25 protein-coding genes and 1 other RNA gene are annotated in these 24,957 nt (G+C 66.2%); 12 read left to right on the plus strand and 14 right to left on the minus strand.

What is annotated here, in order from left to right; all coding sequences use genetic code 11:
• The first annotated feature begins 5 nt into the window (after positions 1-5).
• From V6W80_RS03880 to V6W80_RS03900, 5 genes are all read left to right on the plus strand, one after another.
• Positions 6-1,106, plus strand: coding sequence for an amino acid ABC transporter permease (locus tag V6W80_RS03880; RefSeq protein ID WP_017639133.1), 1,101 nt, complete (start codon positions 6-8; stop codon positions 1,104-1,106).
• A 10-nt stretch (positions 1,107-1,116) separates the two neighbouring features.
• Complete coding sequence (locus V6W80_RS03885; protein ID WP_039976153.1) at positions 1,117-1,884, plus strand: amino acid ABC transporter ATP-binding protein; 768 nt, start codon at positions 1,117-1,119, stop codon at positions 1,882-1,884.
• Between the two features lie 265 nt (positions 1,885-2,149).
• Entirely contained in the window at positions 2,150-2,842 is a 693-nt protein-coding gene (gene pcsA, locus V6W80_RS03890; protein ID WP_093254393.1) for a phosphatidylcholine synthase, read from the plus strand.
• An 11-nt stretch (positions 2,843-2,853) separates the two neighbouring features.
• Positions 2,854-3,165 carry a GIY-YIG nuclease family protein gene (locus V6W80_RS03895; RefSeq protein ID WP_059316820.1) on the plus strand — a complete coding sequence of 104 codons (312 nt, stop codon included), beginning with the start codon at positions 2,854-2,856 and terminating at the stop codon, positions 3,163-3,165.
• Positions 3,153-4,091 (plus strand): glutathione S-transferase family protein, encoded by a 939-nt coding sequence (locus V6W80_RS03900; RefSeq protein WP_338545889.1) that lies wholly within the window; start codon positions 3,153-3,155, stop codon positions 4,089-4,091. The genes V6W80_RS03895 and V6W80_RS03900 overlap by 13 nt, the downstream gene beginning before the upstream one ends.
• Before the next feature lie 59 nt (positions 4,092-4,150).
• Here the strand turns inward: V6W80_RS03900 and V6W80_RS03905 are convergent, their stop codons facing one another.
• From V6W80_RS03905 to V6W80_RS03925, 5 genes are all read right to left on the minus strand, one after another.
• Complete coding sequence (locus V6W80_RS03905; protein ID WP_017639137.1) at positions 4,151-4,771, minus strand: flavin reductase family protein; 621 nt, start codon at positions 4,769-4,771, stop codon at positions 4,151-4,153.
• Between the two features lie 10 nt (positions 4,772-4,781).
• Positions 4,782-5,261, minus strand: coding sequence for a metallophosphoesterase family protein (locus V6W80_RS03910; RefSeq protein WP_338545890.1), 480 nt, complete (start codon positions 5,259-5,261; stop codon positions 4,782-4,784).
• A gap of 281 nt (positions 5,262-5,542) precedes the next feature.
• Entirely contained in the window at positions 5,543-6,661 is a 1,119-nt protein-coding gene (locus V6W80_RS03915) for a hybrid-cluster NAD(P)-dependent oxidoreductase (RefSeq protein WP_338545891.1), read from the minus strand.
• Positions 6,662-6,669: 8 nt separating this feature from the next.
• A complete protein-coding gene (locus V6W80_RS03920) occupies positions 6,670-7,926 on the minus strand; it encodes an aromatic ring-hydroxylating oxygenase subunit alpha (RefSeq protein ID WP_338545892.1) in 1,257 nt (418 codons plus the stop codon).
• 123 nt (positions 7,927-8,049) lie between these two features.
• Complete coding sequence (locus tag V6W80_RS03925; RefSeq protein WP_338545893.1) at positions 8,050-8,973, minus strand: LysR substrate-binding domain-containing protein; 924 nt, start codon at positions 8,971-8,973, stop codon at positions 8,050-8,052.
• Positions 8,974-9,133: 160 nt separating this feature from the next.
• Between V6W80_RS03925 and V6W80_RS03930 the strand changes: the two genes are divergently transcribed.
• Positions 9,134-9,844, plus strand: coding sequence for a TetR family transcriptional regulator (locus tag V6W80_RS03930; RefSeq protein ID WP_184292172.1), 711 nt, complete (start codon positions 9,134-9,136; stop codon positions 9,842-9,844).
• Positions 9,845-9,902: 58 nt separating this feature from the next.
• Here V6W80_RS03930 and V6W80_RS03935 read toward each other — a convergent pair whose 3' ends face one another.
• The gene (locus V6W80_RS03935) at positions 9,903-11,939 is read right to left on the minus strand and encodes an NADH:flavin oxidoreductase (RefSeq protein WP_338545894.1); all 2,037 of its coding nucleotides are present in this window, start codon (positions 11,937-11,939) and stop codon (positions 9,903-9,905) included.
• A 177-nt stretch (positions 11,940-12,116) separates the two neighbouring features.
• Here V6W80_RS03935 and V6W80_RS03940 point away from each other — a divergent pair, with 177 nt between their 5' ends.
• From V6W80_RS03940 to V6W80_RS03950, 3 genes are all read left to right on the plus strand, one after another.
• Positions 12,117-12,866, plus strand: coding sequence for an electron transfer flavoprotein subunit beta/FixA family protein (locus tag V6W80_RS03940; protein ID WP_338545895.1), 750 nt, complete (start codon positions 12,117-12,119; stop codon positions 12,864-12,866).
• On the plus strand, positions 12,866-13,792 hold the full coding sequence (locus V6W80_RS03945; RefSeq protein WP_338545896.1) for an electron transfer flavoprotein subunit alpha/FixB family protein: 927 nt from the start codon (positions 12,866-12,868) through the stop codon (positions 13,790-13,792). The genes V6W80_RS03940 and V6W80_RS03945 overlap by 1 nt, the downstream gene beginning before the upstream one ends.
• A 120-nt stretch (positions 13,793-13,912) precedes the next feature.
• Complete coding sequence (locus V6W80_RS03950; RefSeq protein ID WP_093254023.1) at positions 13,913-14,794, plus strand: glycine betaine ABC transporter substrate-binding protein; 882 nt, start codon at positions 13,913-13,915, stop codon at positions 14,792-14,794.
• A gap of 66 nt (positions 14,795-14,860) precedes the next feature.
• On the opposite strand, the gene V6W80_RS03955 is transcribed toward V6W80_RS03950, so the two are convergent.
• From V6W80_RS03955 to V6W80_RS03965, 3 genes are all read right to left on the minus strand, one after another.
• Positions 14,861-16,390, minus strand: a complete 1,530-nt coding sequence (locus tag V6W80_RS03955; protein ID WP_338545897.1) for an FAD-dependent oxidoreductase — start codon at positions 16,388-16,390, stop codon at positions 14,861-14,863.
• Between the two features lie 79 nt (positions 16,391-16,469).
• Complete coding sequence (locus V6W80_RS03960; RefSeq protein ID WP_173150053.1) at positions 16,470-17,384, minus strand: cation diffusion facilitator family transporter; 915 nt, start codon at positions 17,382-17,384, stop codon at positions 16,470-16,472.
• Positions 17,384-17,809 (minus strand): hypothetical protein, encoded by a 426-nt coding sequence (locus V6W80_RS03965; protein WP_017639149.1) that lies wholly within the window; start codon positions 17,807-17,809, stop codon positions 17,384-17,386. The genes V6W80_RS03960 and V6W80_RS03965 overlap by 1 nt, the downstream gene beginning before the upstream one ends.
• 127 nt (positions 17,810-17,936) lie before the next feature.
• Here V6W80_RS03965 and V6W80_RS03970 point away from each other — a divergent pair.
• The 3 genes from V6W80_RS03970 to V6W80_RS03980 all read left to right on the plus strand — a co-directional run bounded on the left by V6W80_RS03970 (position 17,937) and on the right by V6W80_RS03980 (position 21,108).
• Positions 17,937-18,012, plus strand: a non-coding RNA gene (locus V6W80_RS03970) — sX9 sRNA.
• Positions 18,013-18,055: 43 nt separating this feature from the next.
• The gene (gene hrpB / locus V6W80_RS03975; protein ID WP_338545899.1) at positions 18,056-20,560 is read left to right on the plus strand and encodes an ATP-dependent helicase HrpB; all 2,505 of its coding nucleotides are present in this window, start codon (positions 18,056-18,058) and stop codon (positions 20,558-20,560) included.
• 119 nt (positions 20,561-20,679) lie between these two features.
• Positions 20,680-21,108, plus strand: coding sequence for a pyridoxamine 5'-phosphate oxidase family protein (locus V6W80_RS03980; protein WP_338545900.1), 429 nt, complete (start codon positions 20,680-20,682; stop codon positions 21,106-21,108).
• 4 nt (positions 21,109-21,112) lie between these two features.
• Here the strand turns inward: V6W80_RS03980 and V6W80_RS03985 are convergent, their stop codons facing one another.
• Genes V6W80_RS03985 through V6W80_RS04005 form a run of 5 tightly spaced genes read right to left on the minus strand, consistent with a single transcriptional unit; the run spans position 21,113 to position 24,956 of the window.
• The gene (locus V6W80_RS03985; RefSeq protein WP_184292189.1) at positions 21,113-22,321 is read right to left on the minus strand and encodes an alanine racemase; all 1,209 of its coding nucleotides are present in this window, start codon (positions 22,319-22,321) and stop codon (positions 21,113-21,115) included.
• The gene (locus tag V6W80_RS03990; RefSeq protein ID WP_093253995.1) at positions 22,318-23,091 is read right to left on the minus strand and encodes an IclR family transcriptional regulator; all 774 of its coding nucleotides are present in this window, start codon (positions 23,089-23,091) and stop codon (positions 22,318-22,320) included. The genes V6W80_RS03985 and V6W80_RS03990 overlap by 4 nt, the downstream gene beginning before the upstream one ends.
• Positions 23,092-23,105: 14 nt before the next feature.
• Entirely contained in the window at positions 23,106-23,492 is a 387-nt protein-coding gene (locus V6W80_RS03995; RefSeq protein ID WP_338545901.1) for a RidA family protein, read from the minus strand.
• A 28-nt stretch (positions 23,493-23,520) separates the two neighbouring features.
• Positions 23,521-24,297: an amino acid ABC transporter ATP-binding protein gene (locus V6W80_RS04000; protein ID WP_338545902.1), complete on the minus strand. Its 777-nt coding sequence runs from the start codon at positions 24,295-24,297 to the stop codon at positions 23,521-23,523.
• Complete coding sequence (locus tag V6W80_RS04005; RefSeq protein WP_160924018.1) at positions 24,294-24,956, minus strand: amino acid ABC transporter permease; 663 nt, start codon at positions 24,954-24,956, stop codon at positions 24,294-24,296. Before V6W80_RS04005 ends, V6W80_RS04000 begins: the two co-directional genes overlap by 4 nt.
• Position 24,957: the final 1 nt, after the last annotated feature.

Here is a 24,957-nt window from a genome sequence, read left to right on the forward strand (position 1 = left end):
CGCGTATGAGTAACCAGACCCATACCTTTAAACCGGACCTGCCGCCGCCGCCTTCCAGCGTCGGTGCCCTGGCCTGGATTCGGGGCAATTTGTTTTCCAGCATCGGCAATACCCTGCTGACGCTGTTCGGTCTCTACATCGTCTGGCTGATCGTGCCGCCGGTGGTGAACTGGGCCTTCATCAATGCCACCTGGAGCGGCAGCACCCGTGCCGATTGCGCCCCGGGCGGCGCCTGCTGGGTGTTCATCAAGGAGCGCTTCGGGCAGTTCATGTACGGCTTCTACCCCGGCGATCAGCGCTGGCGCGTGGATCTGACCGTGGTGATCGCCGTGATCGGCGCCATCCCGCTGTTCCTCGACAGCTTCAAGCACAAGGCTCGCTACGGTCTGGCCCTGCTGGTGATCTATCCGCTGGTGGCCTTCTGGCTGCTGTATGGCGGTTTCGGTCTGCGCGTGGTGCCCACCACCGAATGGGGTGGCCTGATGCTGACCGTGGTGATCGCCGCCGTGGGCATCGTCGGCGCCTTGCCGCTGGGCATCCTGCTGGCCCTGGGACGGCGCTCCAAGCTGCCGGCGATCAAGGTCATCTGCGTGACCATGATCGAGTTCTGGCGGGGTATCCCCCTGATCACGGTGCTGTTCCTGTCGTCGGTGATGCTGCCGCTGTTCCTGCCCGATGGCATGAACCTCGACAAGCTGTTGCGCGCCATCGTCATGGTGATCATCTTCGAGGCGGCCTATATCGCCGAGGTGGTGCGGGGTGGCATGCAGGCCATCCCCAAGGGCCAGTACGAAGCCGCCGCGGCCATGGGCCTGGGCTACTGGCGGACCACCGGTCTGGTGATCCTGCCGCAGGCGCTCAAGCTGGTGATCCCGGGCATCGTCAACACCTTCATCGCGCTGTTCAAGGATTCGAGCCTGGTGGTCATCATCGGCCTGTTCGACCTGCTCAACAGCATCAAGCGCGCCACCTCCGACCCGGCCTGGCCTGGTCTGTCCACCGAAGGCTATGTGTTCGCCGCCCTGGTCTTCTGGATTTTCTGTTTCGCCATGTCCAGCTACTCCGCCCGTCTGGAGCGCAAGCTGAACACCGGCCACAAGCGTTAGGAGTCAATAGATGAACGTAAGCAACAAGCAGCCGGTCGACAGCAGCAAGGTCATGATCCAGCTCAAGGACGTGAACAAGTGGTACGGCCAGTTCCACGTGCTCAAGGACATCAACCTGACCGTGACCCAGGGCGAGCGCATCGTGCTGTGCGGACCGTCCGGCTCGGGCAAGTCCACCACCATCCGCTGCATCAATCGCCTGGAAGAGCACCAGAAGGGCCAGATCATCGTCGACGGCACCGAGCTGACCAACGATCTCAAGCAGATCGAGACCATTCGCAGCGAAGTCGGCATGGTGTTCCAGCACTTCAACCTCTTCCCACACCTGACCGTGCTGCAGAACTGCACCCTGGCGCCCATGTGGGTACGCAAGCTGCCGAAGAAGCAGGCCGAAGAGATCGCCATGCATTACCTGCAGCGGGTGCGCATTCCCGAGCAGGCCAACAAGTTCCCGGGCCAGCTGTCCGGTGGCCAGCAGCAGCGCGTGGCCATCGCCCGGGCGCTGTGCATGCAGCCACGCATCATGCTGTTCGATGAGCCGACCTCGGCGCTCGACCCGGAGATGGTGAAGGAGGTGCTGGACACCATGATCGGCCTGGCCCAGGACGGCATGACCATGCTGTGCGTGACCCACGAGATGGGCTTCGCCCGCACCGTGGCCAACCGGGTGATCTTCATGGACAAGGGCGAAATCGTCGAACAGGCCGCACCGGACCAGTTCTTCGACAACCCGCAGAACGAGCGTACGCGCCTGTTCCTCGGGCAGATCCTGCACTGAGACGCGACCGGGGTGGACACCCATCCGCCCCGGTCTACCTGCGAACCCAATCACGGGCGTTCGGCGGGAAGGCGGGCAAAGGACTTCAAGGCGCGGTATCCTCGATGTTTGGCGCCCGGTTTCCGGGGTCGGCGGTCAAGGTCCGCCTTGCCGTTCACCGGCTTCATTGTCGATTCCGTACCGCATCGCGAGAACGTGCGGTGCAACGGGCAGTCGAAGCCGTCATCATAGAGAGACGCCCGTGAACTCCATTTCCCATCCGCTCATGCTGACAAAAGCCAAGGCCTGGGGCGCCCATGCGGTGACCTCCAGTGGTGTGATTCTCGCGCTTCTGGCGCTGCTCGCTCTGGTCGACGGTCAACCCAAGGGTTGCCTGATGTGGCTCGGCATCGCGCTGCTCGTCGATGGTCTCGACGGCACCCTGGCCCGCAAGTTCGAGGTCAAGCGGGTCCTGCCCCATTTCGATGGCTCCGCGCTGGACCTGGTGGTCGATTACCTGACCTATGTCTTCATTCCAGCGATCTTCATCTATCGCTTCGTACCCTTGCCGCCGCACTTCGAGCTGGTGGCGGTGGGCATCATCCTATTGTCGTCACTGTTCTGTTTCTGCAATGTGAACATGAAGAGCGCCGACAACTATTTCATCGGCTTTCCTGCGGCCTGGAACGTGGTGGCGCTGTATTTCTACGTGCTGGACCTGGCGCCCTGGTTCAGCATGGCGGTGGTGCTGGTACTGGCCGCCCTGACCCTGACCCGGGTCAAGTTCCTGCACCCCTTCCGCGTCCGTCAGCTGATGGCGGTGAACATCACCATCACTTCCATCTGGCTGCTCAGCAGCGCCATGATGGTGTTCCTGCACCCCGACAAGCCGCTGTGGCTGATGGTGCTCTGGTTCGCCAGCGGCATCTACTTCGTTGGCGTGTGCGTCTGGCGTACCGCCCGGGAGTGGTTCGCCTGACGGTGAGCGACATCCCCCAGCCACCCGCGCGCACCTGGTATGTCTACCTGGTGCGCGCCGAGAACCAGGCGCTCTATTGCGGCATCAGCGATGATCCCGAGCGCCGCTTCGCCCAGCACCGCAGTGGCCGTGGTGCCCGCTTCTTCGCTTCCAGCCCGGCCCAGGCGCTGGTCTATGTCGAAGCCTGCGCCGACAAGTCGGCCGCCTTGCGCCGCGAGATCCAGATCAAGAAGCTACCCAAACGAGCCAAGGAATCCCTGGTGCTGGCCCTGTCCGGCCCACGGCCCACGGCTGATTCAGGAGTGCTGTCATGTCCGAGCTGATTCTGCATCACTACTGGCAATCGCCCTTCGCCGAGAAGGCGCGCCTGCTGTTGGGCTTCAAGGGTCTCGCCTGGCGTTCGGTGATCATTCCGCGGATGCTGCCCAAGCCCGAGCTGGTGGCGCTCACCGGTGGCTATCGCAAGACGCCGGTGCTGCAGGTGGGTGCGGACGTCTATTGCGACACGGCGCTGATCGCTCGCCGCCTGGAGGCGGAAAAAGCCGTACCGGCGCTGTTTCCGGAAGGCCAGGAGGCGGTCGTGGCCGCCTTTGCCGGCTGGGCGGACTCGGTGTTGTTCCAGCACGCCGTGGCGTTGATGTTCCAGCCGGAGATCATGGGGCCGCGCCTGGCCAGCCTGCCGCCGGAGCAGGCCCAGGCCTTTCTGGATGACCGCAAGGCGCTGTTCAGCGGCGGCAGCCTGAACCGCCTCAGCCCCGAGCAGGCCCGGCAGCAGTTGCCGACCCTGCTGACCCGGTTGGAGATCCAGCTCCAGCGTGCCTCCGGTGAATTCCTCTTCGGCGCGCCCTCGGTGGCCGACATCGCCCTGGCTCACAATTTCTGGTTCCTCAAGAACACGCCGCAGCTGGCGCCCTTGATCGACGAGCGCCCCGAGATTGCCGCCTGGTTCGCCCGAGTGCTGGGTTTCGGCCACGGTACCCACGAGGATCTCGGTGCCGCCGAGGCGCTGGAGATCGCCAGGACGGCGGAGCCGGTGGCCTTGCCGCGTGACCAGGCGCTGGCCGTGGAGGGCTTTGCCTGGGGCGAGCGAGTGAGCGTGGCGGCGACCGACTATGGCGTGGATCCCGTGGTAGGTGAGCTGGTCCATGCCGATAGCGAAGCCCTGGTGATCCGTCGCCACGATGAGCAGCTGGGGGCCATCCAGGTGCATTTCCCGCGCCTGAATTTCCGCGTCAGTGCGGCGAATTAGCCCTCGCGAGAACAACAACGGCGCCCAAGGGCGCCGTTTTGCATTCCGGAGCGCGCCGGTCAGTCCGGGCGGCGCATGCGAAACAGCGCGGCCTCGGTGATCTCGAAATAGTCGGCCGGGCCGCCGCCCCGTACGATGGGACGAGCGGCTGCGGTCTGATAGATGCCGTCCTTGAGCAGGCGCTTGTCGATATGGGCCGCTACCACCTCGCCCAGCACCAGCCACTGGTCCAGGTCGTCACCGGCAGCGGTCTTGAGCCGTACGATCTGGCTCAGCCTGCATTCGAAGGCCACCTGGGCCCGGGCAACCCGTGGCACCTTGACGAGGGTGGAGGGTGCGGGTTCGAGGCCCGCCAGAGCGAACTCGTCCACCTCCGGCCCGACCATGGCGCTGCTGGCGTTCATCTCCTCGGCCAGTTCGCGGGTGGCCAGATTCCAGACGAATTCACCGGTGCGCTCGATATTGGCCACGCTGTCCTTGTAGCCCTGGCTGGAAAAGCCGATCAGCGGCGGCTTGTAGTTGAAGGCGTTGAAGAAGCTGTAGGGCGCCAGGTTGAGGATGCCGGCTTCGCTTTGCGAAGAGATCCAGCCAATGGGGCGTGGCGCGACGATGGCGTTGAAGGGATCGTGGGGCAGGCCATGGCCCTGGGCGGGTTCGTAGGAGTAGTAGTCGATGCTCATCGGGGTTCCTTCAGGGAATGAGTTCCAGGATCTCGGCCTGGATCTGGCCGGCGTCCAGGGTCAGGCGGCCGACGCTGATCGGTAGCCGAAAGCGCCGTGGGCCGGCGCTGCCGGGGTTGACGTAGAGTACGCCATCACGCGTTTCGATCAGCGGCTTGTGCGAGTGCCCGCTGACCACCACGCGCACCGCGGCGCCGGCGGTCTCCAGGTTGAGCTCCGGCAGGATGTGCAGCATATGGACGTCGACCCCGGCCAGGGTCAGGGTGACGCGCTCGGGGATGTCATCGGCCCAGGGCACGTCGTCGTTGTTGCCCCGGACCACGGCCAGAGGTGCCAGCTCGCGCAGGGCGTCGAGGATCTCCGGCTTGCCGATGTCGCCAGCGTGCAGGATGAAATCGCTGCCGGCCAGGGCCTCCAGTGCCTGCGGCCGAAGCAGACCATGGGTGTCGGCGATCAGGCCGATGCGATAGGGGCGAGGCGCAGTGGGCATGTGGTCACTCATGGGGGCTCAGGCTCTCTCAAGGCCTTTGGCTGGATCGCTGTCGATCACAGGCCTGGCCGTTTACGTTGAGAGGTGTCCAGGCGCGCAGGAGTTCTACGCGGAAGCCAAACGCTGGAAGCAATCGTCAGTTCAGCACCCAGCGCACCTGGCAGGCAACTGCGCTGGGTGCTGATAGCGCGCAGTCACATGGCGGTCGGATACCGGGATGACGTCTGGCTCGTGCTGCTGAAGAGTACCGATGCAGGCGCGTTGGCGATGCCTGACGACCGCTAGAGGTCGAGCACCAAATCGGAGGTGGGTTTGCTGCAGCACAGGAGTCGTAGCCCGCGATCTATCTCACGCTGGCGAATGCCGCCGGCGTGCTGCATCTCCACCTGGCCTTCGAGCAGGGCCGTCTTGCAGGTGCCACACAGACCCTGGCCACAGGAGGAAGGCACGATGGCCCCGGCACGCTTGGCAGCGCTGAGCACGGTCTGGTCGCCTGCCATCTTGAATACCTTTCCCGAGCGGGCCAGGGTGACGGTGAAAAGGGTTTCGCCGACCGTGGCCGGCGCGGCATCGACAGGGGCCGTCGGGCTGCCGATGGCGAAGCTTTCCTGATGATAGTGGGAGAGATCGAACCCTCCTTCGCGCAGGGTGCGCTGGACGGCGTCCATATAGCCCTGGGGGCCGCAGGTAAAGACCTCGCGCTCGCGAAAGTCCGGCACCAGTCGCTCCAGCAGGGCGAGATCAAGGCGGCCGAGCGGGCCCTGCCAGTCCGTTTCGGCGCCGGACGCCTCACAGATGGCGAAAACCTTGAGGTGCCGTCGCGCGGCCTGCAGCTGTGCCAGTTCGGCGCGAAAGATGATGTCCTGGGGGGTACGGGCACTGTGGACGAAGGCGAGGTCCGGGTCGCCACCCAGGTCGAAGGCGGCGCGAGTCATGGCCATCAGCGGCGTGACGCCCGAGCCGGCGGACAGATAGAGCAGTTTGCGCTGGGGATGCCCAACCGGGGTGAAGATACCTGCCGGACCGGCGGCCAGCAGGCGACTGCCGACCTGCAGGTGATCGTGCAGCCAGTTCGACACCGGCCCGCCGGGCACACGCTTGACGGTGATGGCAAAGTTGAAGGGGCGGGTCGGCGTGGAGGACAGGGTGTAGCACCGCGAGAGACTCAGGCCGTCGAGGGTCAGCGACAGGGTGATGAACTGTCCGGGCTCGAAGGCGAGGGCTGCGAAATCGGGGCAGCGGAAGACGAAGGTCTTGACGTCGTCGGTCTCGACCTGGATGGCGCAGCATTCGAGGATCTTCTGTTCGGCACTGCTCCAGGACGTGCCGAACGCCGACCAGGTCTGGACGTCGCTGAGCCGGCTGTCTTGCAGGGAGGCGAAGGCGGTGAGGGTCGTCATGGTATTCCTCACACTCCGTGGGCCGCAAGGCGGGCAGCGTACCAGCGGGTGAACTGCTCGACGTAGGTCTCGGTGAAGGTCGAGAAGGGGCCGGGCACGTAGGCGGGATCCTGGGTGCCGCGATGGGTGATGGCGACAAGTCCGGCGTCCTGCAGGTTGGTCGCCTGCCAGACCTCGGTCAGGGTCTGAAGGTCGTAGTCGACACCCTCCACGGCATCGGCATGAACCAGCCATTTGGTCCTGACCAGGGTCTGGTCCGGTCCGAGCGGGATGATGTAGGACACCACGGCGTGATCGCTCATGACGTGGGTCCAGGAATTGTGGGTCCAGAAATGCACATCGCCCAGGTCGCGGCGCGTCAGGTCGCCCAGCAAGCGGGTGCAGGCCACCTGGGTGGTCAGGGTCTGGGATTCGCCATGATTGGCGATGACCAGGCGCTGCGAGCGGAACTGGGTGATGCTGTCCTCTTCCAGGTGCTCGACGGCGGCACAGAGGTGGCCTTGGTCTTCCCAGCTCTGACGGGCCTGGGCGTTCTTCGCCTGATAGGCCGCCAGGGCCTGGAGCGCTTCCGGACTCATGCCGTCGGTACAGACACCGAAGTCTTCCGGCAGGAAGGAGGCGTTCAACTCGGGGTGACCGGCGGCGCAGTGATAGCACTCGCGGTTGTTCTCGATAACCAGCTTCCAGTTGCCGTTCTCGATGATCTCGCTCTCGTAGGCGATCTTGCTGTACTGCAGGGCATAGGGGGCGAAGCGTGGTGCCATCTCGGTGGCGAGGGCGTCGATGTCCTGGGGCGACTCGTCACTCAGGCAGACCAGGATATGGGCACCCACCATCCGTACGGCCACCGGTATGAGACTGCGACAGCTGGCGTCGAAGTCCTTGCCCATGTGCGCGGCATGCTTCAGTTGGCCGTCGAGGTCGTAGGTCCATTGGTGATAGGGGCAGACCAGCATGCCCACGGTGGATTTGCCCGCTTCCTTGAGCCGCGCGCCGCGATGCCTGCAGACGTTACGAAACGCCCGGATGTTCTCGTCGTCGTCGCGTACCAGGATGATCGAGGCCTTGCCGATATCCAGGGTGGAGACGTCGCCCGGCTCGGGAATGTCCGCAGTGACGCCGACCACGATCCAGTGCCGGGTGTAGAAGACCTCGAGGTCGGTCGCGAAGACATCCTGTCGGCCATACAGCTCACCAGGAAGACCATGGCCCGGCTGGCGCTGGGCGAGCAGGTCGCGATGGCTCTTGGCAGGGGCATTGTCCATGGGGCACCTCAAGGGAGACGTTTACCGGGATGTGTGGCCGCAGTATCGAAGTGCCCCCGAAAGGGGTCAACGCGCTTTATTGTTACGCTGGCATGAGCCAGGGTTATGCCAGGGAAGCCAGGCCTAGAGCGGTTCGCGGGCGATTGGCTCCTCCTGCAGCCAGGCCAGCAGCAGATCGCTGGCCACCGACTGGCGGCCATGGGGTGTCACCAGGTAATAGGCGTCGCGTGGCTTGACGATGAAATCCGTCACCCGAATCAGGTGGCCGTCGGCCAGCAGGGGGGCGACCAGGCGATTCCAGCCCAGGGCGATCCCCAGGCCCTGAGTAGCCGCCCGGATGGTATCGGCATAGTGGGTGCAGCGCAGGCCGATGCGCAGCCGCGGTGGCGTATGGTCCAGGGCGCGGAACCAGGTGCTCCAGGTCATCCAGCCTTCCAGTGTCGCATCCGAGTCGATGAGCGGGCTCTGGTAGAGGTCCGCGATGGAGTGCGGTGCGGCATGGCTCGTCAGCCATTCGGGTGCGCAGACCGGAAAGACCTCTTCGTCGAACAGCAGGGTAGCCGTGCCGTCATCCCAGCTGCCATTGCCGTAGCGGATGGCCAGGTCGGCCTCGCGATGCAGCGGCGGGACCAGCCGCAGCCGGAGATCGGGCAGCAGTGCCTGCAGGGCCGGCAGGCGGGGCATGACCCGCAGGTGGGAGAAGGCGCTGGTGCAGGCCAGGACGATCTCGTGCTCGGCCTGGCCATCGAGGATCTTGTCGAAGGTTGCCGCAATGCGTTGCAGCGAATCACCCATGACCAGAAACAGCGCACTGCCCTCGGGGGTGAGCTGGATGGCCCTGTGCAGGCGGTGGAACAGACGGGTATCCAGCAACTCTTCGAGGAAGCGGATCTGCTTGCTCACGGCGGCCTGGGTGACGCCGAGTTCCTGGGCGGCCAGGGTGAAGCTGCCGAGGCGAGCGGCGGCCTCGAACACCAGCAGGGCGTTCATGGACGGGATGAGACGGCGATAGCCCTTGGAACGGCGCATGGATTCGGAGCGCTGCATGGGAGCCAGCCTGAGCAGAGGGCGAGCGGTCGCCAGGGTCATGTCTTCAGCCCCGGATTCACACGGCCATGACCGTCGAGAAGCCAGGACTCAACTTTGTGCACAGAAAAAGCGCGGTGCTGTACAGTTGCCGGACAGTATTGCACGGGATGAGAGGTCGATGGCGCGACAGAGCAAGGCGCGGGAGAAGGATGCGGACAGTGGCTGGCGTGGCTCGGCCGATGGCTGGCTGGAAGCGGCCTACGAGGCCCTGAAGGAATCCGGCATCGATGGCGTCAAGGTGATGCCGCTCGCCAAGCGGTTGAAGCTGTCACGCACCAGTTTCTACTGGTTTTTCGAGGATCGGGAGCAATTGCTGGCGGCGCTGCTCGAGCGCTGGCGCGACAAGAATACCGGCAACCTGATCCGGCAGTGCGAAAGCTATGCGGAAAGCATCGCCGAGGCGATCCTCAACGTCTTCGAATGCTGGTTGGACAACACGCTGTTCGACTCCCAGTTCGAGTTCGCGGTACGCAGCTGGGCGTTGCAGTCCGAAGAGGTGGCAGCGGCCATCGCCGCTGCCGACCGCACGCGCATGGCGGCGCTGTCCACCATGTTCCGGCGCTTCGGCTACGACGCCGATGCGGCCGACACCCGGGCGCGCACGCTGTACCTGACGCAGATTGGCTATATCTCCATGAAGACCGACGAGGGACTGACCGAGCGCTTCCGGCGTATTCCGCACTACACCAGCATCTTTACCGGCGAGCGGCCTGCCCAACGCGAGCTCGACCGCTTCTTCGGCAAGTTCGGCTATGCCGAGACCGAGCCTGGAGTCTTCGTACCGCTCAGCGAGACCTTCCGGCAGGCGCCGACAACCGACGAATACTAGGGCGGCGGTCCTCACGCCCTGGCCCCGATCCGGAGGCGGGGAAGGGCGTGCAGCGGCACTACAGGTCCTTCATCAGTCGCAGCGCATCGTAGATCGCCGCATGGGTATTGCGCGCGGCCACGGCATCGCCGATGCGGAACAGCTGGAAACGCCCGGCCGGGTTGGTAACGATGTTCTGCGGCTTGCCGGCGATCAGGTCCTGGTGCTCCACGGCGCCATCGTTCTTCGACTGCGGCCTTAGTTCGAAATAGAGATCGTCCAGCGGCACCGTCCCGTGGTTCACCACCACCTGATCGACTATGCGTTCCTTGTGGACGGGGCCGTAGTCGCTCTTGAAGGTAGCGACCAGCCTGCCATCGCGCCGCTCGACCCGGTCGACGCGATAGGTCACCGTGAAGGTCACGTCGAGGTCCTGCAGCGTCCTCATGTAGGGCACCAGATTCATCGCCATGACTTCGGCGGAAAAGGCCCGGTCGGGGGTGACGATCTCCACGCCGGCGCCGCTCCTGGCGATGACTTCCGCGGCCTGTAGGGCCGCATGGTCGCCGGCGTCGTCGAAGATCAGCACCTGGCGCCCGGGTTTGACGTCGCCGGAGATGATGTCCCAGGTCGAGACGGTGAGGTCGTTGCCCTGGCTGAGGATCTCGGTGTGGGGCAGGCCGCCGGTGGCGACAATCACCACGTCGGGTTCTTCGGCCAGCACCGTATCGGCTTCGACCCAGGTGTTGAAGGCGAACTCCACGCCCAGGCGTTCGCACTGGGCCATGCGCCAGTCGATGATGCTGATCATCTCGCGCCGCCTTTCGTTCTGGGCGGTCAGGCGGATCTGGCCACCCGGCCGATCGGCCGCTTCGAACACCTTGACGCGGTGCCCGCGTTCGCCGGCTACCCGGGCGGCTTCCAGCCCCGCCGGACCGGTGCCGACGATCACCACCTTGCGCGGCACCGCCGCCCTGGGGATGTCGTGGGGCATGGTGGTCTCGCGGCCGGTGGCGGCATTGTGGATGCAATAGGCCGCCCCGCCCTGATAGATGCGATCCAGGCAGTAGTTGGCGCCAACGCAGGGGCGGATCTCTTCTTCGCGCTTCTCGATGATCTTGCGCACGATGTGCGGATCGGTCATGTGCGCCCGGGTCATGCCGATCATGTCGACCTTGCCGGAAGCGATGGCGTGGCGCGCGGTGGCGACATCGGGAATCTTCGCCGCATGGAAGGTCGGAAAGCCGGTGGCCGAACGGATCTCGCCGGCGAAATCCAGGTGCGGCGAGTTGCGCATGCCCTGGATCGGGATCACATCGGTAAGGCCCGCATCGGTCTCGATATGGCCACGGATCACGTTGAGGAAGTCCACCAGGCCACTGTCCTTGAGCAACTGGGAGATGGTCATGCCTTCGTTGGCATCGATACCGCCTGGCAAAGTCTCGTCGCCGGTGTAGCGGATGCCCACCAGGAAGTCCTCGCCGCAACGCTGGCGAATGCCGCGCAGGATCTCGAAGGTGAAGCGCATGCGGTTTTCCAGCGAGCCGCCATAGGGGCCGTCCAGGGTGTTGGTCAGCGGCGACCAGAACTGGTCCATCAGATGGCCGTAGGCCTGCAGCTCCAGACCGTCGAGGCCGGCGTACTTCATGCGCTCGGCGGCGTCGACGTAGTCCTTGACGATGCGCTCGATATCCCAGTCTTCGATCTGCTTGGGAAAGGCCCGGTGCGCCGGTTCGCGCTCATGTGAGGGCGAGACCACCGGCAGCCAGTCGGCCTTGTCCCAGCGGGTGCGCCGGCCCAGGTGGGTGAGCTGGATCATCACCGCGGCGCCATGCTCGTGGCATTCGTCCGTCAGGTCCCGCAGCCAGCCCACCACCTCGTCCTTCCAGGCCAACACGTTGTTGAACACCGGCGGGCTGTCGCGGGAGACGGCCGCCGAACCGGCCGTCATGGTCAGGGCGACCCCGGCCTTGGCGCGCTCGACATGGTAGGCCCGGTACAGCGCCTTGGGCATGCCGTCCTCGGGATAGGCCGGCTCATGGGAGGTGGTGATGATGCGATTGCGCAGGGTCAGGTGCTTGAGCTGGTACGGCTGCAGGAGCGGATCGGTGGACATCTCGGGCTCTCCGGGCGAACGACATCAGGCGTGTTTTCGCTCAATCTGGATTCAATGTACAGGTGTGTCAACAAATAAATCTGTCGTGTACATTTCTCTTGCCGAAGGTGATTGGCTCTGGCTAGGATTGGGCCATTGCCGGTGGTTGTCATGGCCTCAATAGCCCCAGGAGAGACGATGAAAGTGCTCGTTGCGGTGAAGCGCGCTATCGATCCGAACATCAAGGTTCGCGTGAAGACCGACGGTTCCGACGTCGAACTGACCGGCATCAAGATGGCACTGAATCCCTTTTGCGAAATCGCCGTGGAGGAGGCCGTCCGCCTGAAGGAAAGGGGCGTCGCCCAGGAGGTCGTGGTGGTGACGGTCGGCAGCAGTGCGGCGCAGGAGCAGTTGCGCACGGCCTTGGCCCTGGGGGCCGACCGAGCGCTGCTGGTGGAGCTGCCAGGCCCCCTGGAACCGCTCAACGTGGCCAAGGCGCTGGCCCGGGTGGTCGAGCGCGAGCGCCCGGACCTGGTGCTGTTCGGCAAGCAGGCCATCGACCAGGAGAACAGCCAGACGGGCCAGATGCTGGCGCAGCTCGTCGGTCTGCCCCAGGCCACCTGCGCCTCGGCCCTGAGCCATGCGGCGGGCGAGTGGATCGTCGAGCGCGAGATCGATGGCGGGCGCCAGACCGTCGCGCTGCGTTCGCCCGCCGTCGTCACCTGCGATCTGCGGCTCAACGAGCCCCGCTATGCCTCGCTGCCGGCGATCATGAAGGCCAAGAAAAAGCCCCTGGAGGTGCTTGACGGTACGACCCTGGGCGTCGCGACCAGAACGCATACCCGCCTACTGGGCGTGCAGCCCCCGATCCAGCGCACGGCGGGCATCCGGGTCCAGTCCGTCGACGAGCTGGTCAGCCACCTCAAACAGCGTGCAGGAGTGCTCTGATGTCCACCTTGATCATCGCCGAACACCACCAGGGCCAGCTCAAGGCCGCCACGGCAAACGTCATCATGGCGGCAAGGGAGCTGGCGCAGCCGATCGAGCTACTGTTGATCGGGCCGGGCGCCGCCGGCGCAGCGGAGCAGGCTGCAACCTTCGCCGGGGTGGAGCGGGTGCTGCTGGCCGAGACCGCCGAGTCATGCGCGCCCGAAGTCCAGGCCGAGCTGATCGCCAGGCTGGCAGGACGCCATCCTGGGCATGTGCTGGCCGAGGCGAGCACCCAGGGTCGCAGCGTCCTGCCGCGCGTGGCTGCCTTGCTGGATGTCGGGATGATCGCCGAGGTCATCGCCACCGACAGTCCGACGGTGTTCCGCCGACCGATCTATGCCGGCAATGCCATCGCCTGCGTCGAATCCCTCGATGAGGTGCGAGTCCTGACCGTGCGCGCGTCCGCTTTCGCCGAGGCTGAGCGATGCGCGACGTCTTGCCCGATCGTGCGGCTCGAGGAGGCGCTGGCACCGGCCGCGAGTCGTCTCGTCAGCGAGGTGCTAAGCACCAGCGCACGGCCCGAGTTGGGCAGTGCGCGCGTAGTGGTGTCCGGTGGGCGTGGCCTGGGCAGTCGGGAGAATTTCGCCCTGGTCGAGCGGGTCGCCGATCGACTAGGCGGCGCTGTCGGAGCCTCCCGTGCCGCGGTGGATGCCGGCTTTGCGGGTAACGATCTGCAGGTGGGCCAGACCGGCAAGCATGTCGCGCCCGACCTCTATCTGGCCGTGGGCATCAGTGGCGCCATCCAGCATTTGGCGGGCATGAGCGGCTCCAAGGTCATCGTCGCCATCAACCAGGATGGCGAGGCGCCCATCACCCAGGTCGCCGACTACACCCTGGTAGCCGATCTGTTCGAAGCCCTGCCGGCCCTCGAACAGGCGCTGTAGCAAGCCCTCCCTGCAGCGGCGCGGCCGTGCAGGCGCAGGCCCTTCAACCCTAACAACAATGCGTTCTTCGACTTGAGACTGCCAGCAACAACAACACTACAAACGCCGGAGATAGAGCTGATGAATGTCGTACAGAACATGAAGCGCAAGGTCCTGGGTCTGGTCGCCGTGCTGGGCCTGACGATCGCCAGCCAGGGCATTCACGCTGCCCAGGGGCCGGTCCGCATCGGCTGGGTCAACTGGTCGGACGCGGAAATCACCGCGAAGCTCGCCCAGATTGCCATCGAAGACCAACTCAAGCTGCCGGTGAAGATGGTGCAGGCCGACATCGGCATCCAGTTCCAGGCCATGGCCAATGGCAGCATCGATCTCATTCCCATGGTCTGGCTGCCCACCACCCATGCGGTGTTCGTCGACAAGCACAAGGACAAGCTCACCGACCTGGGCGTGCTCTACGAGGGCAAGCTGGGCATGGCGGTGCCGGACTCCATTCCCAAGAGCGAACTCTCCAGCGTCGAGGATCTGAAGAAGCCTGAGGTGCGGGCCAAGCTCGATGGCAAGATCCTTTCTTCGGAAGTGGGCAATGGCCAGTACAAGCTCACCGAGAAGGCCTTCGACGTCTACCAGCTCAAGGGCTACAAGATCGTCGCGTCGTCCGAAGTCGGCATGCTCACCGAGATGGATCGCAATCTGAAACGCGGCAAGTGGTCGGTGATCAATGCCTGGAGTCCGCACTGGATGTTTTCCAAGTGGAAGCTGCGCTATCTCGACGATCCCAAGGGCGTCTTCGGTACGGCGGAACAGATTCACGCCATCGCACGCAAGGACTTTCCGGCCGAGTATCCGAAGATCGCCACCTTCTTCGCCCATTACCACCTGCCGGACGGCGACCTGCAGCAGCTGATGCTGCAGGCCCGGGAAAGCTCCGCCGACAAGGTCGTGGCCGATTACTACGCCGCCCACAAGCAGATGTTCGCCGACATGTTCAATGGCAAGAACTGAGCGCCCAGAAGCTGGCTATCCGTCCAATGAGGACGTGCCCGGTCACCCGAGCACGTCCTGGTTGGATCAAGACCCGGCCAGAATCTCCAAGGCGCGAGCCCGCGACAGAGGCTGCCGCATGAGCTGGCTCAGCACCGCGGTGGCACGCTCTCGTTGGCAGGCGACTACACCCACTACCAGATCCTCGGCCAGCAACAGGGCGACGAAGGTCTGATCACCCAGGCTGCCGTCGAGGCGCATGTCATCCCACTGGCGGGGGTGGCCGAGGTATTCGTAACGCTTGCCGTGGTGCAGGGTCCAGAAGAAGGGGACGTCGGCATAGGCCTCGGCCTCGCCGAGCAGATTACGTGCTGCCAGGCGGCCGTGCTGCTGAGCCAGGCGCCAGTGCTCGATCCGGGTCGGCTGACCGGCATAGGGGAAGGTGGCCAGATCGCCGACGGCGTAGAGGCCTTCCGCAGCCTTGAGCTGGGCATCCACTGGTATGCTGCCATCGTCCGCCAGAGGCAGGTTGGCGAGGAAAGCCGTCGCCGGAGCGATGCCGGTGCCTACCAGCACGACATCGGCGGGTAGACGGGTACCGTCCTTGAGCCTGACCTGGCGGACCTGACCTTCGCCTTCGAAGCCCACCACCTCGTGGGGCGCGTGGAAGATGACGCCATTGGCCTCGTGCAGGGTCTTGAAGTGCTGGCCCAGGGTCTCGCCCATCTGCTTGACGAAGGGTAGGGAGGCGGGGGAGACCACGTCCACCGCCAGGCCCTGCTTGCGCAAGGCGGAGGCGGCTTCCAGGCCGATGAAGCTGGCGCCGACGATCACCGCCCGGCCCTCGTCGGGCAGGTTGGCCAGGATGGCGGCCGCGTCAGCGCGGGTCCGCAACAGGTGGATGCCCTTGAGCTCGGCACCGGGAACGTCAAGGGACCTGGGTTCACCACCGGTGGCGAGCACACAGCCGTCGTAGGTCAGGGTCTGGCCGTTGGCGAGTTCCAGCTGGCGGGTCTGGGGATCCAGGCGAGTCACCTCGGCGTGCAGGCGTTCGATGCGCTGCTGACGGAAGAAGTCGGCCTCGCGCAGCGGCGGCGCCTCGTCGGGTGCCTTGTCGCCCTGGAGGACGAATTTGGACAGGGCGGTCCGATCATAGGGCTCCCCCGGTTCGTGGCCGATCAATAAGAGGCGCCCGCCGTAACCGAACTCACGCAGGGCAGCGGTGGCGGCCGTGCCTGCGGCGCCCGCGCCCACGACGACGAACAGGCGCTCGTCGCGTTGGGTTTCGGCCGCCTGTACCGGCAGTGGCTCGCTGCCCACCAGCACCTCGCCCTCACGCACCTCGACCGGATAGCGCTGCAGCGCATCTAGCGCCGGCGGTTCGCAGAGACTGCCGTCATCCAAGGCGAAGCTCGCCTTGTGCCAAGGACAGACCAGCCGCCCCTGGCAGACGGCGCCCTCGGCCAGCGGGGCGCCGGCATGGGGACAGTTGGCCTGAAAGGCCCGCACCTCGTCGCCGACGCGCAGCAGCAGGATGGTGGTGTCTTCGATCTCGACCGCGGTACCGCGGTCTTCACGCAGGTCCGCAAGGCGCGCGACCGGGTGCAGGGTATTCATGGTGGGCTCCGGCGCCGTCTGGGACGCTCTCAAATCAGGCTATGCAGATTCGAGGGAGCGCAACGGTGCCGGGTTCCGCTCAGGTGGCGGGCGGCAGCGGATGACGATGGGGCACGTCGGGCGCATCCAGCGGATCGGCGTGGACCAGCACCTCGGCCTGGGGGTACTCGGCGCGAATGGCCGCTTCCACTTCGTCGCACAGCACATGAGCGCGGGACAGGCTCATCTGCCCCGGCAGCTCCAGGTGCAGTTGCACGAACCAGTGATTGCCGGAGAGACGGGTACGCAGGTCATGGGCACCGATCACACCGGGTACCTGGCAGGCCAGCTGCAGCATGTGCTCGCTGATGTCGGCGGGCAGTTCCTGGTCCATCAGCACGCCGAAGGAGTCACGGGCGATGCCATAGGCGCTCCAGAGGATGTAGAGGGCGATGGCCAGGCCGAACAGCGGATCCAGCCAGTACCAGCCGAAGCCGGTCAGCGCCAGGGCGATCAGGATGCCGACGTTGAGCAGCAGGTCGGAGCGGTAGTGCAGGGCGTCGGCGCGGACCACCGTGGAATCGGTGAGACGGATGACGTGTTGCTGGTAGGCCACCAGCACGGCGGTCAGGACCAGGGAAAACAGGGTGACGACGATACCTAGGGCATGGGCGCCAAGGGGCGCGGGTTGCTGCAGGCGACCGATGGCCTGCCAGGCGATGAGTACGGCGCTGACGCCGATGAACACCGCCTGGGCGATGCCGGCCAGGGATTCGGCCTTGCCATGACCGTAGCGGTGGTCGTCGTCCGCGGGCTTGAGGGCGTAGTGCACCGCCAGCAGGTTGAACACCGAGGCCAGGCCATCGAGCAGCGAATCGGTCAGGCCGGCGAGCAGACTGACCGAGCCGCTGAACCACCAGGCCACGGCCTTGGCCAGGATCAGCGTCGTCGCCACCGCTACCGAGGCGGCGGTGGCGCGACGCAGGAGCCGCTCGGTGCGGTGCGGGTCGCTCATCAGGCGCGCGGCGCGAGACCCAGGCTGGCGAGCTGCTCGTTGCTGCCGCTGCGCTGCAGCAGGCGTGGATCGTCCAGCGGCAGGTTGTGGCCGGTGGCCTGCTGGATGATGGCCTTGAGGCGCGCGCGATCAACGCTGCCGTCCGGGTTCACCGCCTTGTTCAGCTCGCTCGGATCGACCTCGGCGCGCTTGTTGTCGGGCAGGTAGATGGCGCCGGTGGCGAAGTCCACGCCAAAGGCGATCAGGCCGGGAATGATGTAGAACAGCAGGCCGATGGCATCGAGGGCGACGATGCCCGGGTCGATACGGCCACTGCCGGTGATCTGGCCGCGGCGCTCGGGATAGAACAGCGAGCCGCAAGCGGTCAGCTGGGTGAACAGGGCGGCGGCGAGGACGCCACACACCGCGCGGGTACGCATCGACATAGACAACCTCCGGTTGGATGAGGACGCCACTATAGCGGCCGGAATCACGGCGGGCGAGACGCTTTAGAGCGACAAACAAAACTACTGCGCGTCTGCCATACAGGTGCGTGCAGTGCTCGGAATCCTCATGTACCACTCGTACACTGCGGTTCCTGCGCGCCGCGCGCACCTGCCTGACAGCCGCTCGCTACATTTTGTTAGCCGCTCTTATACTGCCCGCCCCGTTGAGACCACCGGCCGTGCCCCATGATGCCCTTGCCCATCGATGTTGTCCTGCCCGACCTGCGCCAGGCCCTTGCCCGCCGTGATGACTGCGTGCTGGAAGCGCCGCCCGGCGCCGGCAAGACCACCCGGGTGCCCCTGGCGCTGCTGGACGAACCCTGGCTGGCCGGTCAGCGCATCCTGCTGCTGGAGCCGCGCCGGCTGGCAGCGCGCGCCGCGGCCGAGCGCCTGGCCGCGGAGCTGGGCGAAGGCGTCGGCGAGACGGTGGGCTATCGCATCCGCCTGGAAAGCCGGGTAGGGCCGCGCACCCGCATCGAAGTGGTCACCGAGGGCATCCTTACCCGGCGGCTGCAGGATGATCCGGCGCTGGACGGTGTCGGCCTGGTGATCTTCGACGAATTTCATGAACGCAGTCTGGATGCCGATCTGGCCCTGGCGCTGACCCTGAGCGGGCGCGAACTGCTGCGTGATACGCCGCTCAAAGTGCTAGTGATGTCCGCCACCCTGGAAGGCGAGCGTCTCGCTGCCTTGCTTGGCGAGGCGCCGGTGGTGCGCAGCGAAGGCCGGATGTTTCCGGTCACGACCCGCTGGAGTCGACCGCTCGGCCAGGACGAGCGCCTGGAAGCGCGGGTGGCCGCCACGGTGCTGCAGGCATTGGACGAGGAAACCGGCAGCCTGCTGGTATTCCTGCCCGGGCAGGCGGAGATCCGCCGCACCGCCGAGCGCCTGGCGGAGCAGCTGCCTGCCGGGGTGTTGCTCTGTCCGCTGCATGGCGAGCTGGAGCTGGCGGCCCAGCGCGCCGCCATCGAGCCGGCGCCGGCCGGCAGCCGCAAGGTGGTGCTGGCCACCAATATCGCCGAGACCAGCCTGACCATCGAAGGGGTGCGGGTGGTGGTGGACGCGGGCCTGGCGCGGGTGCCGGCCTTCGATCCCGGCAGCGGCATGACCCGTCTGACCACCCGCCGCATCTCCCGTGCCTCGGCGACCCAGCGCCAGGGTCGCGCCGGCCGCCTGGAACCGGGGGTCTGCTATCGACTCTGGTCGGAAGAGCTGCATCAGCAGCTGCCGGCCTATGACAGCGCCGAGATCCTCCAGGCCGATCTGGCCGGGCTGGCCCTGCAACTGGCGCGCTGGGGCATGAACGCCGAGGAGCTGGTCTGGCTCGATGCGCCGCCCGCCGCCGCCCTGGCCCAGGCCCGTGACCTGCTGATGGGCCTGGGTGCCCTGGACGACCAGGGCGTGCTCACCCCTCACGGCCAGGCCATGAGCGGTCTGCCTGCCCATCCGCGGCTGGCGCACCTGCTATTGCGTGGTCAGGCCTGGGGCCTGGCCGAGCGCGCCTGCGCGATCGCTGCGCTGCTGGGCGAGCGCGACCTGGCCCCGGGGCAGGGCGCCGATCTGCATACCCGTCTGCTGCTCCTGGCCGGTGAGGGGCGCGGCCCGCGCGGCGGGGTGGCACGCATTCGCCAGCTGGTCCGCCAGTACCGTGGCCTGCTGCGTGGCCAGGCCGAGCGGGCGGTAGCCGATCCCGAGCACCCGCGCTGGACCGGCGCCCTGCTGGCCTGCGCCTATCCGGATCGCATCGCCCAGCAGCGCAAGGCCGGCGGCCAGGACTATCGCCTGGCCAATGGCCGGGCCGCCAGCTTTGGCGAGCCGGACGGGTTGATGAAATCGCCCTGGCTGGTGGTGGCCGACCTGGGCAGCCGCCAGGGGCAGCGCGAGGAGCGCATCTACCTGGCCGCCGAACTGGATCCGGCGTTGTTCGAGGGGCCGCTGGCCGAGCAGGTCGTGAGTCACGATGAATTGGACTGGGACGAGCGCGAAGGCGTCCTGCGCGCCGAGCGCCAGCGACGGGTCGGCCAGCTGGTGCTGAGTCGCGAACCGCTGAAGAACCTGGACGCCGCGGCCCGCAGCCGTGCGCTGTTGGGGCTGGTGCGGCGCAAGGGCCTGGAGCTGCTGCCCTGGACGCCGGAATTGCGCCAGTGGCAGGCGCGAGTGGCCCTGCTGCGCCAGCTGGACCTGCAGCAGAAGCAGGCGAGCGACTGGCCGGACGTCAGCGACGCGGCCCTGCTGGCCAACCTGGAAGACTGGCTGCTGCCCTACCTGGACCGCGTCACCCGCCTGGCCCACTTCGCCACTCTGGACCTGGCCGCCATGCTCCAGGGCCTGCTGCCCTGGCCGCTGCCGCGGCAGCTGGACGAGCTGGCCCCGCGTACCCTGGCGGTACCCTCCGGCTCCAACATCCGCCTGGACTACAGTGAGCACCCGCCGGTGCTGGCGGTGCGGTTGCAGGAGCTGTTCGGCCTGGCCGATACCCCGCGCGTCGCCGGTGGGCGCCTGGCGGTCAAGCTGCACCTGCTTTCCCCGGCGCGGCGTCCGGTGCAAGTCACCCAAGACTTAGCCAGCTTCTGGGCCAATACCTATGGCGAGGTGAAGAAGGATCTCAAGGGTCGCTATCCCAAGCACTACTGGCCGGACGATCCGCTGATCGCCGAACCGACGGCGCGGGCCAAGCCCAGGGGGACCTGAAGTCGGCAGCGCAGTCTGTCTGAAAAGCCGGGTCGGCGGCTGCGCGTCGGAACCAAGCGGCAGCAGCTCCGGGTCTGAATTCAGACGGGCACTGCCTGCCCCCTACCGGAGCGATACCCATGGCCGACAAGACCCTGCACGACCTGTCCAAAGCGATGAGCGATCTGGATTTCTGCATGCTGACCACCGGCACCGGGCGCCTGACCAGCCGGCCAATGAGCAACAACGGCGACGTCGAGTACGACGGTGATTCCTGGTTCTACGCCTATGACGACTCGGCCAAGATCCGCGACATCGAACAGGATCCGGCGGTGGGCCTTAGCTTCAGCGAGGGCAAGAGCCTGCTGGGCAAGCCCGGCATCTTCATCGGCATCGAAGGGCATGCCGAGCTGATCCGTGACAAGGCGCAGTTCGAGGCCCACTGGACCAAGAATCTGAATCGCTGGTTTCCCCAGGGTACCGACACGCCCGGCATGATCCTCATCAAGGTGCATGCCGAGCGCATCCGCTACTGGGATGGCGAGGAAGAGGGCGAGCTGCGTCCCTAGCGCCTCAGAAGCAGGTCGCGAAGGTCTCGACCACCTGCAGCCCCTCGTCGACGATGCAGCCCTGGCGCCACTTGTCGAAGGTCAGGCAGGGATGGGAAGTACCCAGGGCGATGATGTCGCCGATGGCCAGCGCGGTCCCCGGGGCCACGACCATGAAGGCGTGCTGGTCCATGATGGCGGTGACGGTACAGTCGCTGACATCGACGGCTTCGCTGGCGGCCTGACCCGGTCGATAGCGGCGTAGTGGCAGTGGCAGGCCGGCATCGTGGGCAATGTCGCGCTTGCCCAGGGCGAGGATGGCGAAACCGGGTTCGGGCATGGATTGCACGTGGGCCCAGACTTCCAGCGCCGGTTGCAGGCCCTCGTCGAGACCGGTGCGGGCCAGGACGCCACACTGGGCATCGCAATAGATCCCGTGGTCATGGACCACATAGCTGCCGGGACGCATGACGGCGAGAAAGCGCTCGCGCACTTCCAACTGGTCGAAGGCAGAGGCGATCAGGTCGTACCAGGCCGAGCCCGAAGCGGTGACGACGGGCCGGTCGAGGGCGAAGGCTCCCTGGCCACGCAACTCCTCGGCCAAACGCACCAGGGAATCGGCGAAGGCGCAGATGTCGGTCACTGCCTCGGCGCCGTGAATCACGCCCTCGTAACCTTCGATGCCGGTCAGCCGCAGCGCCGGTTGTCCGGCGATGGCGCGGGCCAGTTCACGCACCTCGGCTTCGCTGCGGCAACCGCAACGCCCACCAGGCACGCCGTATTCGATCATCACCTGCAGCGCCAGGCCGCGTGCGCCAAAGAATGCACCCAGAGCGCTGACCTGGTCGGGATGATCCACCAGGCAATGGAAGTCGAAGTCTGGATCGGCGGTGAGCAGTTCGGCGATCAGCGCCATGTTCGGCGCTCCCACCAGCTGATTGGCCATCAGTACCCGACGCACGCCGTGGGCCTGGGCGGCGCGAGTCTGCACCGCGGTGGCCAGGGTCATGCCCCAGGCGCCCGCGGCCAGTTGTCGCTGGAACAGCGCCGGCGCCATGCTGGTCTTGCCGTGGGGCGCCAGCTCGGCACCGCGCTCGCTGGCGAAGGCCTGCATCCAGGCGATGTTGTGGTCGAGTGCGTCCTGGTGGATGACCAGGGCGGGCAGGGCGATGTCGCTGAGCAGGCTGGCGCCAGGACTGGCGGCGCCTTTCTCGAGGGCGTTGAGGGGGGTCATGGATTCTCCTGGCCGCCCAGGCGCTGGGACAGGCGGCGGGCGCTGTCGACCAGCACCTGGCGGTACTCGGCATGGTGGGCCTGGGCGTCGGCGCGGGGTGCGACGATGCACAGGGTGGCGATGTTCAGGCCGCTGGCATCCTGCACCGGAGCGGCGAAGCAGTGGGTATAGGTGTCGGCGATGCTGTCGAAGGAAAAGAAGCCTGCGGTGCAGGCGCTGCGGATCTCGGCGATAAAGGTCGCCGGGGGCAGGCGGCTGCCGTCGGGCAGGATGAAGTCGTCCGGATCGATCAGGGCGAGTATCTCGGCGTCGCTCAGATGGCCGAGCAGCAACCGGCCAGAGGCGGTCCAGGGAATGGGCGCGTCCTCGCCGACGTTGGAGGAGATGCGAAAGGCGCGGGCGCCTTCTTTCATCAGCGAGACGGTGTACTTGCGGCCGTTGAGCTGGCACAGCTGGGCGGTCTCGCGGGTCTGGGCGACGATGTCGTCCAGCAGCAGCCCGGCCTCGCGGGCCAGATCGAAGTGGCGCAGGTGCGCCTGACCGAGAAAGTACAGCTCGCGGCCCAGGTAGACCTGGCCGTCGCGGCCCACGGCATCGAGCATGTGCCGCTCCAGCAAGAGGCCGACCAAGTCGTAGACGGTGGACTTGGGAATGCCCAGGCCTGCGGCGATCTCGTTGGGGCGCAGCGGCCGACCCACCCGCTTGAGGTGATCGAGGATGTCGAAGGCGCGGTCCAGGCCGCGGGCTCTCTGGCGGGTAGGTTCGGTCATCTGTGCGATTTGTCTCAGGCCTTGGGTTTGTAGGCGATGCACTCGATCTCGACCTTGCAGTCCACCATCATGGAGGACTGCACGCAGGCGCGCGCCGGCGCGTTGCCGGCGAAGTATTCGGCGAACACCTTGTTGAAGCTCCAGAAGTCACGCGGATCGTCCAGCCAGACGCCAGCGCGCACCACGTGCTCCAGACCGTAGCCGGCTTCATTGAGGATGGCGATCAGATTCTGCATGGTCTTGTGGGTCTGGGCGACGATGCCGCCGTCGATGATCTCGCCATTCTCCATGGCCACCTGGCCGGAGACGTGCAGCCAGCCATCGGCTTCCACCGCGCGGGCGAAGGGCAGGGGTTGGCCACCTGCGCCGCGTTCGCCGGCGCCGTAACGGATGATGCTCATAAGAATGCTCCTGTAGCGGGGATGGGATTCAAAAAGAGGTCCGGCCGAGGAATTCGGCGAGACGGGTGGAGCGCGGCCGCTCGAAGAGTTCGCGGGGCGGACCCTGCTCTTCGATGCGACCCTGGCTCATGAAGACGATGCGATCCGACACCTCATGGGCGAATCTCATCTCGTGGGTCACCAGCAGCATGGTCATGCCATCCTGGGCCAGGTCCTTGATCACCGCCAGCACCTCGCCGACCAGCTCCGGGTCCAGCGCCGAGGTGGGTTCGTCGAACAGCATCAGACTGGGATTCATGGCGATGGCGCGGGCGATGGCCACGCGCTGCTGCTGACCGCCGGAGAGCTGGCCGGGATGGTAATCGCGGCGCTCGATCAGTCCGACCCGGCGCAGCCACTGCTCGCCGATGGCTATGGCTTCGTCCTTGCCCAGCTTCTTGACCTTGCGCAGGCCGAGGGTGACGTTTTCCAGGGCGGTGAGGTGGGGAAACAGATTGAATTGCTGGAAGGCCATGCCGGTGAGCGAGCGCTGGCGGGCGATCTCGCGCTCCGGCAGGCGCTGGCGGCGACCGCCTTCCTCGCGATAGCCGATGGCCTCGCCGGCCAGCCGGATGCTGCCGCCCTGGAAGTCTTCCAGCAGGTTGACGCAGCGCAGCAGGGTGGTCTTGCCCGAGCCGCTGGAGCCGATCAGGGTGACCACGTCGCCGCGATGGAGGGCGAGATCGATGCCCTTGAGCACCTCCACGGCGCCAAAGCTCTTGTGCAGGTCATTGATGCTCAGCAGGGGGACGTTGGAATCGGTCATGGCAGGGTCACCCGTTTTTCCAGGTAGCGGCCGAGCCGCTCGATGGCGAAGTTGATGAGAAAGAACAGCAGCCCGGCGAACAGATAGAACTGCAGGGTCATGAAGGTGCGGGCGATGACCTGCTGGCTGCTCAGCAGCAACTCGGCCACGCCGATCACCGACAGCAGGGTGGAGGCCTTGACGATTTCGGTGGAGGCGTTGACCCAGGTCGGCAGGATCTGGCGCAGCGCCTGGGGCAGGAGCACCTCCTTGAGACTCTGGGCGAAGGTCAGGCCGATGGCCTTGGCCGCCTCGTGCTGACCACGCGGAATGGCCTGCAGGGCGCCGCGGACGATCTCCGCCACGTGGGAGCCGCAGAACAGCAGCAGCGCCGCGGTGCCGGCCTGGAAGGGCGTGGGTCGCAGGCCCAGCGCCGGCGCCATGTAGTAGCAGGCCAGCACCAGCACGAACACCGGGGTGCCGCGGATCAGGTCGGAGTAGAGGCGGAACGGCAGGCGCAGCGGCCAGCGGCCATAGGTCAGCGCCAGGCCGCCGAGGGTACCCAGCAGGGTGCCGCCGAGCACCGCCAGTACCGAGCAGGCCAGGGTGGTGGCGAAACCGGCGGCCAGGGTCTGGCGGGCGTTCCACAATTCCAGGAACCAGGAGGGGGCTTCGTACACG

It is taken from the genome of Pseudomonas benzopyrenica (assembly GCF_036884265.1).
Lineage (GTDB): Bacteria > Pseudomonadota > Gammaproteobacteria > Pseudomonadales > Pseudomonadaceae > Chryseomonas > Chryseomonas benzopyrenica.

Coding starts and splice junctions, on each gene's coding strand:
- hrpB (WP_338545899.1), top strand. CDS start 18,056: ATGATGCCCTTGCCCATCGATGTTGTCCTGCCCGACCTGCGCCAGGCC.
- V6W80_RS03915 (WP_338545891.1), bottom strand. CDS start 6,661: ATGACGACCCTCACCGCCTTCGCCTCCCTGCAAGACAGCCGGCTCAGC.
- V6W80_RS03985 (WP_184292189.1), bottom strand. CDS start 22,321: ATGACCCCCCTCAACGCCCTCGAGAAAGGCGCCGCCAGTCCTGGCGCC.
- V6W80_RS03955 (WP_338545897.1), bottom strand. CDS start 16,390: ATGAATACCCTGCACCCGGTCGCGCGCCTTGCGGACCTGCGTGAAGAC.
- V6W80_RS03930 (WP_184292172.1), top strand. CDS start 9,134: ATGGCGCGACAGAGCAAGGCGCGGGAGAAGGATGCGGACAGTGGCTGG.
- V6W80_RS03965 (WP_017639149.1), bottom strand. CDS start 17,809: ATGTCGATGCGTACCCGCGCGGTGTGTGGCGTCCTCGCCGCCGCCCTG.
- V6W80_RS03925 (WP_338545893.1), bottom strand. CDS start 8,973: ATGCAGCGCTCCGAATCCATGCGCCGTTCCAAGGGCTATCGCCGTCTC.
- V6W80_RS03900 (WP_338545889.1), top strand. CDS start 3,153: ATGTCCGAGCTGATTCTGCATCACTACTGGCAATCGCCCTTCGCCGAG.
- V6W80_RS03910 (WP_338545890.1), bottom strand. CDS start 5,261: ATGCCCACTGCGCCTCGCCCCTATCGCATCGGCCTGATCGCCGACACC.
- V6W80_RS03880 (WP_017639133.1), top strand. CDS start 6: ATGAGTAACCAGACCCATACCTTTAAACCGGACCTGCCGCCGCCGCCT.
- V6W80_RS03980 (WP_338545900.1), top strand. CDS start 20,680: ATGGCCGACAAGACCCTGCACGACCTGTCCAAAGCGATGAGCGATCTG.
- V6W80_RS03935 (WP_338545894.1), bottom strand. CDS start 11,939: ATGTCCACCGATCCGCTCCTGCAGCCGTACCAGCTCAAGCACCTGACC.
- V6W80_RS03960 (WP_173150053.1), bottom strand. CDS start 17,384: ATGAGCGACCCGCACCGCACCGAGCGGCTCCTGCGTCGCGCCACCGCC.
- V6W80_RS03950 (WP_093254023.1), top strand. CDS start 13,913: ATGAATGTCGTACAGAACATGAAGCGCAAGGTCCTGGGTCTGGTCGCC.
- V6W80_RS03945 (WP_338545896.1), top strand. CDS start 12,866: ATGTCCACCTTGATCATCGCCGAACACCACCAGGGCCAGCTCAAGGCC.
- V6W80_RS03940 (WP_338545895.1), top strand. CDS start 12,117: ATGAAAGTGCTCGTTGCGGTGAAGCGCGCTATCGATCCGAACATCAAG.
- V6W80_RS03905 (WP_017639137.1), bottom strand. CDS start 4,771: ATGAGCATCGACTACTACTCCTACGAACCCGCCCAGGGCCATGGCCTG.
- V6W80_RS03920 (WP_338545892.1), bottom strand. CDS start 7,926: ATGGACAATGCCCCTGCCAAGAGCCATCGCGACCTGCTCGCCCAGCGC.
- pcsA (WP_093254393.1), top strand. CDS start 2,150: ATGCTGACAAAAGCCAAGGCCTGGGGCGCCCATGCGGTGACCTCCAGT.
- V6W80_RS03995 (WP_338545901.1), bottom strand. CDS start 23,492: ATGAGCATCATCCGTTACGGCGCCGGCGAACGCGGCGCAGGTGGCCAA.
- V6W80_RS04000 (WP_338545902.1), bottom strand. CDS start 24,297: ATGACCGATTCCAACGTCCCCCTGCTGAGCATCAATGACCTGCACAAG.
- V6W80_RS03990 (WP_093253995.1), bottom strand. CDS start 23,091: ATGACCGAACCTACCCGCCAGAGAGCCCGCGGCCTGGACCGCGCCTTC.
- V6W80_RS03885 (WP_039976153.1), top strand. CDS start 1,117: ATGAACGTAAGCAACAAGCAGCCGGTCGACAGCAGCAAGGTCATGATC.